Origin of the sequence: Streptococcus sp. LYSM12 (assembly GCF_004569635.1) — a bacterium.
Classification (GTDB): Bacteria; Bacillota; Bacilli; order Lactobacillales; family Streptococcaceae; genus Streptococcus.
Window position 1 is genome coordinate 1 of the sequence record NZ_SPOZ01000040.1, and the last position, 10,642, is coordinate 10,642.

At 41.1% G+C, this 10,642-nt stretch carries 10 protein-coding genes; all 10 read left to right on the forward strand.

Features of this window, described 5'->3' with window-relative positions:
• A partial coding sequence (locus E4T79_RS10175) for a transposase (protein ID WP_194183818.1) occupies nt 1–278 on the forward strand: 278 nt, incomplete at its 5' end.
• Nucleotides 279–776: 498 nt separating this feature from the next.
• Nucleotides 777–1,652, forward strand: a complete 876-nt coding sequence (locus E4T79_RS10180) for a substrate-binding domain-containing protein (protein ID WP_135029969.1) — start codon at nt 777–779, stop codon at nt 1,650–1,652.
• 10 nt (nt 1,653–1,662) lie between these two features.
• On the forward strand, nt 1,663–2,508 hold the full coding sequence (gene pstC, locus E4T79_RS10185) for a phosphate ABC transporter permease subunit PstC (RefSeq protein WP_135029971.1): 846 nt from the start codon (nt 1,663–1,665) through the stop codon (nt 2,506–2,508).
• Nucleotides 2,509–2,513: 5 nt separating this feature from the next.
• The gene (gene pstA, locus E4T79_RS10190; RefSeq protein WP_209304553.1) at nt 2,514–3,365 is read left to right on the forward strand and encodes a phosphate ABC transporter permease PstA; all 852 of its coding nucleotides are present in this window, start codon (nt 2,514–2,516) and stop codon (nt 3,363–3,365) included.
• Nucleotides 3,358–4,107 carry a phosphate ABC transporter ATP-binding protein PstB gene (pstB, locus tag E4T79_RS10195; RefSeq protein ID WP_135029975.1) on the forward strand — a complete coding sequence of 250 codons (750 nt, stop codon included), beginning with the start codon at nt 3,358–3,360 and terminating at the stop codon, nt 4,105–4,107. Before pstA ends, pstB begins: the two co-directional genes overlap by 8 nt.
• The gene (gene phoU, locus E4T79_RS10200; protein WP_135029977.1) at nt 4,107–4,748 is read left to right on the forward strand and encodes a phosphate signaling complex protein PhoU; all 642 of its coding nucleotides are present in this window, start codon (nt 4,107–4,109) and stop codon (nt 4,746–4,748) included. The genes pstB and phoU overlap by 1 nt, the downstream gene beginning before the upstream one ends.
• Nucleotides 4,749–4,753: 5 nt before the next feature.
• Nucleotides 4,754–5,431 carry a winged helix-turn-helix domain-containing protein gene (locus E4T79_RS10205; RefSeq protein WP_135029986.1) on the forward strand — a complete coding sequence of 226 codons (678 nt, stop codon included), beginning with the start codon at nt 4,754–4,756 and terminating at the stop codon, nt 5,429–5,431.
• Nucleotides 5,424–7,079 carry an ATP-binding protein gene (locus E4T79_RS10210; RefSeq protein ID WP_135029979.1) on the forward strand — a complete coding sequence of 552 codons (1,656 nt, stop codon included), beginning with the start codon at nt 5,424–5,426 and terminating at the stop codon, nt 7,077–7,079. The genes E4T79_RS10205 and E4T79_RS10210 overlap by 8 nt, the downstream gene beginning before the upstream one ends.
• A gap of 1,465 nt (nt 7,080–8,544) precedes the next feature.
• Entirely contained in the window at nt 8,545–9,168 is a 624-nt protein-coding gene (nth, locus tag E4T79_RS10215; protein ID WP_135029982.1) for an endonuclease III, read from the forward strand.
• A 314-nt stretch (nt 9,169–9,482) separates the two neighbouring features.
• The gene (gene guaC / locus E4T79_RS10220) at nt 9,483–10,466 is read left to right on the forward strand and encodes a GMP reductase (protein WP_135029984.1); all 984 of its coding nucleotides are present in this window, start codon (nt 9,483–9,485) and stop codon (nt 10,464–10,466) included.
• Nucleotides 10,467–10,642 lie beyond the last annotated feature (176 nt).

Genomic DNA, 10,642 nt, shown 5'->3' on the forward strand with positions numbered 1-10,642 from the left:
GAAAGTATGACGAGCGCTTTTTTACCAAATGGTTTGATAACCAGCTCTTACCCTCTTTGTCAGAGCCACATCTTATTGTAATGGACAATGCCAGCTTCCATCCTAAAGCGAAATTGGATAAGCTTGCTATAGCCAAGGGACATTATTTTCTTCCATTACCTCCCTATTCTCCTGAACTCAACCCGATTGAACAATATTGGGCTACTCTCAAAAACAAGGTTCGGAATCTACTCAGAGCTGGAAAGTCTGTATATGAAAGTTTAGAATACTGTTTATAAACTAAACGACTATAAAAGAAGATATAGCCTGTTGCAGCCGTTGACACTTTTTATGTAATTAGGAAAGACAAGGGATTTATTGTTAGCTTGATTTTTGAATAAATTGAAAGAAGCTTAAGAAATGTGCTAGGTAAGAATGCAATGCATAGAAAATAGACTTATTCTGATAGCATAAAGGCTTATCATTACTGTCTTAGTGAATTTAATCGTATTTATACGACAATCAACAGAATGCAAAAACTCCCTCTGCTATGATAAAAAAGTTATATCAGACTACTAGGTCGTCCCTGGCAGTCTTTTTCTTTGTTGATAATGATACTGGTGTAGGTGAGGGCAAGCTATTCTATGGCCTGGTCCAACTATTTAAAAAGCTCCAAAACCTGGTATTGCTTGAGAATAGTTAGAAGCGATTTTACAAAAACTTTACAAAAAACAGGGAAAGAATTTGATAATAAACCTGTAAGATGGAGGTATAAAGATAAAGGAGTGGATGATAGTATGTCTAATCATTTTACAAAAATTGCAGCCATTAGTTTTGCTTGTCTAGGTTTTTTAACAGCCTGTGGTCAGAAAGAGGCTAACATAGCTGAGCAGCCTATCACCGTTGTGTCTCGAGAAGAGGGGTCAGGAACTCGTGGTGCCTTTATTGAGCTATTTGGTGTCGAAAGTAAGGATGCAGACGGGAATAAAAAAGATAACACAACCCCACAAGCGATTGTGACGAACTCAACTGCGGTGATGTTGACGACAGTTGCTGGTGATAGTAGTGCTATCGGTTATGCTTCATTAGGTGCTTTGGATGGGACCAGTAAGACATTAGAGATTGATGGCGTAGCACCAAGTGTAGAAAGCATTACATCAGGTCAATATAAAATTGCACGTCCTTTCAACATTGTGACAAAAGGAGAAAGCAGCGAAGCCGCACAAGACTTTATCTCCTTTATTCTCAGCACAGATGGACAGGCTATTGTTGAAAAAACAGGTTTTATTTCTGTAGAGGCAAACTCAGCCTATCAATCAAAAGTGAGTTCTGGAAAGGTCGTTGTTGCTGGATCAAGTTCTGTTAACCCTGTTATGGAAAAACTGAAAGAAGCCTATCAGACAGCCAATGCTGGAGTGACAGTAGAAATTCAGCAAAGCGACTCTTCAACGGGAGTAACGAGTGCTATTGAAGGAAGTGCTGATATCGGAATGGCTTCGCGTGAATTGAAAGATTCTGAAAAGTCAAAAGGTGCATCTGCAACAGCCATTGCAATGGATGGAATTGCACTTATTGTCCATAAAGACAATCCGTTATCTGGACTCACCGTTCAAGATGTTCAGGATATCTATACTGGTAAAGAGGGGCAATGGTCAGCCTATATTTCAAAATAAGGGGAATTTCATGCGCCAATTTAGAGAAGCCGGAATGCAAGCAGTCTTTTTTATGACTGCCTGCCTTTCCGTTTTATCCGTTATTTTTATTTGTATTTTCCTCTTTTCGGCAGGTTTGCCAGCTATTCAGGAAATTGGTTGGGGCAATTTCCTTTTAGGTTTGGAATGGAGACCGTCAAATCATATATTTGGTATTTTACCGATGATTATCGGCTCTATCTATGTGACCTTAGGAGCCTTGCTAATTGGGGTTCCAGTTGGGATTTTAACCTCTCTATATTTAGCCTTTTTTTGTAAAGAAAAGTGGTATCCTTTCTTTAAGAAAGCAGTGAGCTTGATGGCAGGAATTCCATCTGTCGTATATGGATTCTTTGGCCTGGTTGTTCTTGTGCCTTTTGTACGAAATTATATGGGTGGTCATGGAATGGGGGTTCTAACAGCCTCTATCTTGCTCGGTATCATGATTTTACCTACCATTATTAGTGTGTCAGAAGCTGCTTTGCGAGCAGTTCCGGAAACTTATTATCAAGGTGGCTTGGCTCTAGGAGCTTCCCATGAGCGTAGTATTTTTTTCATCGTTCTGCCAGCAGCAAAAAGAGGAATCTTGGCCAGTGTCATTTTAGGATTGGGAAGAGCGATGGGAGAAACGATGGCTGTCATCATGGTAGCAGGTAATCAGGCCTTGATACCTACTTCATTAACTTCCGGCGTACGAACACTTACAACCAATATTGTAATGGAGATGGGGTATTCAACAGACTTGCACCGAGAAGCTCTTATAGGAACAGCAGTTGTTCTCTTTATCTTCATACTAATGATTAATACGACCTTCTATATGATGTATAAAAAGGAGTAGCCATCGTGTCATTTTTTAAAAAAGAATCGAATCGTGACCATTTGTCTTTCTTTTTGAGGTGGATAGTCTATCTATCAGCGGGCTTGGCCGGACTAGCAACGAGTTTTATTGTCGTCTATATTCTATTAAAAGGCCTGCCCTATCTAAATTTGGACTTGTTTTCATGGACTTATTCTAGTACAAATGTTTCCATGCTACCTGCCTTGTTAAATACTGTTTTGATGGCAGTATTATCCCTCATAATTGCACTTCCAATTGGGATAGGTGCTTCCATTTACCTAACGGAATATGCTAGTGCAGACAATTTTTTGGTAACGATTGTACGTCTGGCAACAGAAACTCTATCAGGAATTCCCTCTATTGTTTACGGCTTATTTGGAGCCTTGTTCTTTGTGAAATTTCTCCATATGGGACTCTCAATGACGGCAGGGGCATCTACGCTAAGTATCATGATATTACCCTTGATTATGCGGACGACAGAAGAGGCCTTGCTATCTGTCGAAGAGGGATACCGTGAGGGGAGTTTTGCTCTTGGAGCCGGAAAATTACGGACAATCTTTCAAGTAGTATTACCGTCAGCTTTACCAGGAATTTTTTCTGGAGTTGTTCTTGCCTTGGGGCGTGTAATCGGAGAGTCAGCGGCCCTTATCTTTACAGCTGGTACTGTAGCAGAAGTAGCAACCAGTTTAACGAATTCGGGAAGAACGTTAGCTGTACATATGTATTTGATTTCGGGAGAGGGGATCTATATCAATCAAACTTATGCTACGGCAGTGATTCTCCTGCTTCTTGTTATTGTTATGAACCTTTTATCCGAATGGATTGCATTAAAATTAGGAAGAAATAAACATGAGTAAATTTAGTATTCAGAATTTGAATCTACACTACGGAGATTTTCATGCTTTGAAACAGATCAATCTGGAAATCCCCAGCAATCATATCACTGCTTTTATTGGTCCTTCTGGTTGTGGGAAATCCACTCTGCTAAAAAGTTTGAATAGAATGAATGATTTGGTCAAGGATTGTCACATAAAAGGGCAAGTCCTGTTGGATCAGGAAGATATCTATCAAGAGATGAAGACGACTGTTCTGCGAAAAAAAGTAGGGATGGTATTCCAAAAACCCAATCCATTTCCCATGAGTATTTATGATAATGTTGCCTATGGGCCACGTACGCATGGAATTCACAAAAAATTGGAGTTAGATCAAATAGTAGAGCGTTCCCTTAGGCAGGCGGCTATTTGGGATGAAGTCAAGGATCGTCTAAATAAGTCAGCGCTCGGTTTATCAGGGGGACAGCAGCAGCGTCTTTGTATTGCGAGAGCTTTGGCGATTGAACCAGAAGTTTTGCTGATGGATGAACCGACCTCTGCTTTGGACCCAATCTCGACATCTAAAATTGAGGAATTGGTTCTGGAGTTAAAAAGGGACTACACAATCATCATGGTGACCCACAATATGCAACAAGCCTTGCGGGTATCAGACCAGACTGCTTTCTTCTTGTTAGGAGAAGTGGTTGAATATGATAAGACCAGTCAACTGTTTAGTATGCCTAAAGATCCACGTACAGAAGATTATATTACAGGGAGGTTCGGTTAATGCGCTCACGTTTTGAAAGTCAGCTAGAAGCCTTGCAGAAAGATATGATGTATATGGGAGGCTTGTGTGAAGAAATTATTGCCCGTTCTGCTGAGGGGTTAACGGGGTTAGACTGCTTGGATGAGGAATTGATCCAGCAAACCTATCAGCAGATGGAAGAGTTGGAACGAGATATTGAGGCTCGCTGTCTGAAATTGCTCTTACGTCAACAACCGGTTGCTCGTGATTTACGGACAATCTCTGCAGCATTAAAAATGGTTTATGACATGAAGAGAATTGGTGCTCAGTCATCAGAAGTAGCAGATCTAATCAGCCAGAATACCATTCATTTAGTGGATGAAATTCCCTTGGTTAAGAAAATGGCAGACCAGGTTAGCCAGATGGTGGTTGGAAGTTTAGATGCTTTTGTCAAAGAAAGTGGTACACTAGCACAGGAAATCATAGCAAAAGATGATACAATTGATCAATATTTTGGTACAATAAAAGAAAAACTGGCCTGTTATTTAGGAAAACAGTCTGCTAATGGAGATCAGGCTATTGACTTACTGATGATTGCAAAATATTTGGAGAGAATTGGAGACCATGCGGTAAATATTGCCAAGTGGGTCCAGTTTGCAATCACAGGTCAACTAGAAGGGTGAAACGAATGATCTACTGTGTAGAAGATGATGATGCCATCCGAGAACTAATGCTTTATAGCCTTAAAACCGCTGGTTTTGAGGCTAAAGGTTTTTCAGAAGCAACTGGTTTTTGGAAAGAATTGAAAGAGACATTGCCAGATCTTATCATCTTAGATGTGATGATGCCTGGTCAGGATGGGATATCGATCCTGGCAGAATTACAGAAAAATTCAGCGACCAGTCATGTGCCAGTAATAATGGCAACCGCTAAAGGGACAGAATTTGATAAGGTTCAAAGTCTAGATTTAGGGGCAGATGATTACTTGGTCAAGCCTTTTGGGATGATGGAAATGATTTCGCGTATCAAGGCGGTTCTTCGCCGTGTCAAAAAAACGGAAAAGAAAGAACGATTGCAATATGGAGTAATTGAGCTAGATTTGGCACGACATCGGGTAGTCATAGAGGGGAAGAAGTTAGAACTGACTTTAAAAGAATTTGAATTGCTGAAATTACTAGTTCGAGCTCCCCAAAGAGTATTTACTAGGCAAGAACTTTTGGATAAGGTATGGGGACAGGATTTTCTGGGGGAAACTCGGACAGTAGACGTCCACATTGGAACCCTACGCCAAAAATTAGGGGGCGTAGCTGACTATATTAAAACGGTTAGAGGGGTCGGTTATCTCTTGGAGGTCGGAAATGACTAAGAAAATCTTTCAGGCCATTTTCCTATCTACCATGGGGATTTTTCTTGGGACTGTCCTTCTTATCTTAGGGTATCTCTTTCACTATTTTTCTGAATTACAGTTGGAGCAACTGAGTATCCAGACTAATTTAATTGCTCAAGCAGTAGAGCAAGAGGGCTTTCGTTATTTAGAGAACCTCGATAGCAAGGAATTACGAATCACATGGATTGCTCCTGATGGGGATGTTCTCTATGATTCGGAGAAATTAGTGGTTCAGCTGGACAATCACGCTGATCGTGAGGAAGTAAGAGAAGCTCAGGAGATAGGCTTTGGTCAAAGTATCAGGGAATCAGACACCCTTACTCAGCGCCTATTTTACTCAGCTCAACGACTAGCAGATGGAACAGTGCTTCGTTTGTCCCTATCCCAACAAACGATTTGGGTTTTACTGGGACAGTTGACTCCTTGGATGGGGTTACTTTTTATCCTTTCCAGTTTGAGCTCGCTGTTGATTGCCAAGAAAATTTCTAAAAAACTCCTGGAACCGCTTGAAACAGTAAATCTTGAAAATCCGTTTGAAAATGATGTCTATATTGAACTTTCTCCCTTGCTGAATCGCTTGGAACAGCACCAGACGCAACTGGCAGAAAAAGAAAGCTTGCTCCAACAAAAAAGGAAAGAATTTGACACCATTATTTCAAAAATGAAAGAGGGGATAGTCATTGTCGATAAGGGAGGCTACTTAGTTTCGTACAATGGTGCAGCAGGACAACTCTTGGGATTAGATCGGTCGAATATTGGTCAAATCGTTCCAGCATTTTCTCGTCATCTAGGTCTTAGAGAACTCTTAGAAGAGGGGTTAGCTGGTCAAAAAGCAGAGAAAATTTTTGAGATTGAAGAAAGACAGAGAAAGGTTCTCGTCCGTCCTGTTTGGGCAGAAGCAGAGCAGACAGGTGCGGTTCTTCTCTTCTTTGATGTGACAGAGCAGTACTATCTGGACAAACTTCGAAGAGAATTTACAGCAACAGTTTCTCATGAACTACGAACCCCTTTACATATTTTGTTTGGTTACTCTGAAATGCTTCAGTCAGGTCTTACTTCTCCAGAAAGCGTTCAATTATTTTCTATGAAAATACATCAGGAGACCAGACGAATGATTCAGCTGGTGGAAGATATTTTACAATTAGCCCAGCTGGATGAGGGAGGAAAAATCCATAAAGAAGTTGTAAATATGACGAACCTTACAGAGCAGGTATTGACTGGATTAAACGAAAAAATAAAACAAAAGGGTCTTACCTTAACCGTAAAAGCCGATACCGTTCACTATAAAGGAAATCCAGCCCTCTTGCAATCTATTATCTATAACCTCTGTGACAATGCGATCAAATACAACAAAGAAAATGGACGGGTGACCGTTGAACTATCACAAAAACAGGATAGTATTGTCTTTCAGGTAGCCGATACAGGTTTGGGAATTGCTGCTGCGGATAAGGAACGTATTTTTGAACGATTTTATCGAGCAGATAAGAGCCGCTCCAAGCAGGTGGGTGGGACAGGCCTAGGCTTATCTATTGTCAAGTATGCCTTACAGGTCCATAGCGCAAGCATTGAGGTAGATAGTGATGTAGATCAGGGGACAACCATGACAGTGACTTTCCCCAAGATATAAGCCCGTAAAAACTCAAGGTAAAAATAGGAAACTTTGCGCAGACGTTTCGTCTAGCAAAGGCTTCTCTTTTTTACGAAGAGTTTAGGGCGCGTTCAATTCTCCAAGATATAAGCCCGTAAAAACTCAAGGTAAAAATAGGAAACTTTGCGCAGACGTTTCGTCTAGCAAAGGCTTCTCTTTTTTACGAAGAGTTTAGGGCGCGTTCAATTCCCCAAGATATAAGCCCGTAAAAACTCAAAGCGAAAATAGGAAATTTGATGAGTGAAAAGCTCCAGTGGAGGTTTTCATCCTACTTCCTAAAAGTATCCGTAAGCAAGTAAACCTCGCAACGGCTTCGTTTCTTTTTCGCCCAGAGTTTAGGGCGCATTCAATTTCACAAGATACGAGAGCGTAAAAAGCGCATGAAAAATAGGAGACTGACGCAGTGTTCGAAAAACACAAGGAAGTCTATCTTTTTTCCAAGCTTTTAGCTCGAGTTCAATTTCACAAGATACGAGAGCGTAAAAAGCGCATGTACCCTGTGTCTAAGAAACTCTCCGCTGGATAGTTTCTTCCATATCTGTAAAGCAGGCACAGCCTGCAACAGCTACGGTAAAAATAGGCGGCCGAACAGAAGTTGCAAGCAACTTCGTCGTGAGACCCCGACGAGGCTAGCTAGGTGAGTCCCAAACGGAAGTGCAGGGACTTGCCAGCTATCTACCGGCAAGCGGCCGAACAGAAGTTGCAAGCAACTTCGTCGTGAGACCCCGACGAGGCTAGCTAGGTGAGTCCCAAACAAAGTGCAGGGAACTTGCCAGCTATCTACCGGCAAGCGGCTGAACAGGTTGCCAGCAACTTCGTCGTGAGACCCCTACAAAGGCAACGAGATTGTTGTGATAGCAACAATCAGATGCCTACTGGGACCAATAGGTGAGAAGGTTACTCCAGCTATATTTTGTCAGTGAGAAACCTATACCCAAAGGGAGCTGTATAAGAGAGCATTGCTTTGCAACCTGTAAGCAGTAACGGCGGTATCTGTTTTTATAAGGAGTTTCACCTGTATCTCATCAGCTAAGATATAAGGGTATGAAAGCAGCATCTTCATACTTATATTCTCAATTAGGAGCCTGTATTCATCGTTCAGCACTTTCGTTTTATGCTATCGGTCCCGTGTATACAGTCTTCCATTTTGCTTTTATAGTCATTTCGTTTATCTTTTATTACTTCGTTCACTCGCTTTGCCGTACTTCTAGTACAGCCTGCAGCTCCTTGCCTAGTATTCAAAGTAAACTAAAATATTATAACTAGCTTTAATTATAGGCTAGACTGAATGCAGGGATGTTCTGAGTTAAAGCGTTTCACTTGCGAATACAGGATTTTAAAATGAGATTTTGTTGGTCTATTCTCTCGTTCACACTTTTGCCATTTATTCTAGCCCTGTGCTATAATAGTAGATAGCGAAAAACAGAAAAAGAAGTGAGAATATATGGTATTATCAAAAAAACGTGCAAGAAAAGTAATTGAAGAAATTATTGCCCTCTATCCTGATGCTAAGCCTAGTCTAGATTTTCGGAACCATTTTGAATTGTTGGTAGCGGTTATGTTATCTGCACAAACAACAGATGCGGCAGTCAACAAGGTAACTCCAGCTCTTTTTGAGGCACTACCAAGCCCAGAGAAGATGGCAGCAGCCAGTGAGTCTGAAATTGCAGGCTATATTTCAAGACTGGGACTGTATCGCAATAAAGCCAAATTCCTAAAGGAGTGCGCCCAGCAGTTACTTAGTCAGCATGGTGGGGAGGTGCCAAAGACTAGAGAAGAATTGGAAGCTCTATCAGGAGTAGGGCGTAAAACCGCTAATGTAGTGATGAGCGTTGGTTTTGGTATTCCAGCCTTTGCAGTTGATACCCATGTAGGTCGAATCTGCAAGCATCATGATATTGTCAAAAAATCGGCGACACCATTAGAGACGGAAAAGCGTGTTATGGAGGTTTTACCGCCAGAATTGTGGCTCAAGGCTCACCAGGCTATGATTTATTTTGGACGTGAGGTTTGCCATCCCAAGAGTCCAGAGTGTGCCAACTATCCCCAGCTCTATGAATTTGATTAGTTCCTTTTTGGTTGACGGCTACTGAGTTTGGCAAATCTTTGTTCAAGCTGCTAGTTCCTTGCTAATCTGAGCGGTAGAGCAAATTCTATTTATCGCAGTCACTAGATTCGTATTTTTGTATTGAAAACAAAATAAAAACCGAATGATATAACGTAAATATTCGCATTTTATTATAAATAACGAACATTAAAAGAATACAATCTTTTGAAATAGACAAAATCCAAACAATCCTGTATAATAGATGACGGAAGCGCCGTGAAAGGTGTAGCGATGCAAAAGAGCATAGGTAGGTCATTATCTTAAAGGAGAGCTAAATGCTGAACGAATTCCCTATTTTTGACTACGAAGATATTCAACTGATTCCCAACAAATGTATCATCAAGAGCCGCTCAGAGGCGGAAACGCGGGTGACATTGGGAAACTATACATTTAAGTTACCTGTTGTACCTGCTAATATGCAGACCATTATTGATGAAAATGTTGCAGAGCAATTAGCACACGATGGTTATTTTTACATCATGCATCGGTTTGATGAAGCAGGGAGAATTCCTTTTATCAAGCGTATGCACGCACAAGGCTTGATTGCATCTATCTCGGTTGGAGTGAAAGATTATGAGTATGATTTTGTGACCCAGTTGAAAGATGATGCACCTGAATATATCACCATTGATATTGCCCATGGTCATGCGGATAGTGTGATTCAAATGATTCGGCATATTAAAAAAGAGTTGCCAGAAACCTTTGTAATCGCTGGAAATGTTGGAACACCGGAAGCTGTTCGTGAGCTAGAAAATGCAGGAGCAGATGCAACCAAGATTGGTATTGGTCCAGGAAAGGTCTGCATCACTAAGGTGAAAACTGGTTTTGGAACAGGTGGTTGGCAGTTAGCTGCCCTGCGTTGGTGCGCTAAAGCTGCACGTAAGCCGATTATTGCAGACGGTGGTATTCGTACCCATGGTGACATCGCCAAATCCATTCGCTTTGGAGCAAGTATGGTCATGATCGGTTCGCTTTTTGCAGGCCATGTTGAAAGCCCGGGAAAAACGATTGAAATAGATGGTGAGCAATTTAAGGAATATTACGGTTCTGCGTCCGAATACCAAAAAGGTGCTTATAAAAATGTAGAGGGGAAGAAAATTCTTCTACCAGTCAAAGGTCATTTAAAAGATACTCTGATTGAAATGGAGCAAGACTTACAAAGTTCTATTTCGTACGCAGGTGGGAAAGATATTTCTAGCTTGAAACATGTAGACTATGTCATCGTGAAAAATTCTATCTGGAATGGCGATACCCACTAATCATACAAATAAACTGCTGGACAAGGATGTGTTCAGCAGTTTTTAGTGTTATAGTCGTTTAGTTTATAAACAGTATTCTAAACTTTCATATACAGACTTTCCAGCTCTGAGTAGATTCCGAACCTTGTTTTTGAGAGTAGCCCAATATTGTTCAATCGGGTTAAGTTCAGGAGAAT

Excerpts from the sequence above, each read along its gene's own strand:
- E4T79_RS10180 (WP_135029969.1), top strand. The coding sequence starts at position 777 with ATGTCTAATCATTTTACAAAAATTGCAGCCATTAGTTTTGCTTGTCTA.
- pstC (WP_135029971.1), top strand. The coding sequence starts at position 1,663 with ATGCGCCAATTTAGAGAAGCCGGAATGCAAGCAGTCTTTTTTATGACT.
- pstB (WP_135029975.1), top strand. The coding sequence starts at position 3,358 with ATGAGTAAATTTAGTATTCAGAATTTGAATCTACACTACGGAGATTTT.
- phoU (WP_135029977.1), top strand. The coding sequence starts at position 4,107 with ATGCGCTCACGTTTTGAAAGTCAGCTAGAAGCCTTGCAGAAAGATATG.
- E4T79_RS10205 (WP_135029986.1), top strand. The coding sequence starts at position 4,754 with ATGATCTACTGTGTAGAAGATGATGATGCCATCCGAGAACTAATGCTT.
- E4T79_RS10210 (WP_135029979.1), top strand. The coding sequence starts at position 5,424 with ATGACTAAGAAAATCTTTCAGGCCATTTTCCTATCTACCATGGGGATT.
- nth (WP_135029982.1), top strand. The coding sequence starts at position 8,545 with ATGGTATTATCAAAAAAACGTGCAAGAAAAGTAATTGAAGAAATTATT.
- guaC (WP_135029984.1), top strand. The coding sequence starts at position 9,483 with ATGCTGAACGAATTCCCTATTTTTGACTACGAAGATATTCAACTGATT.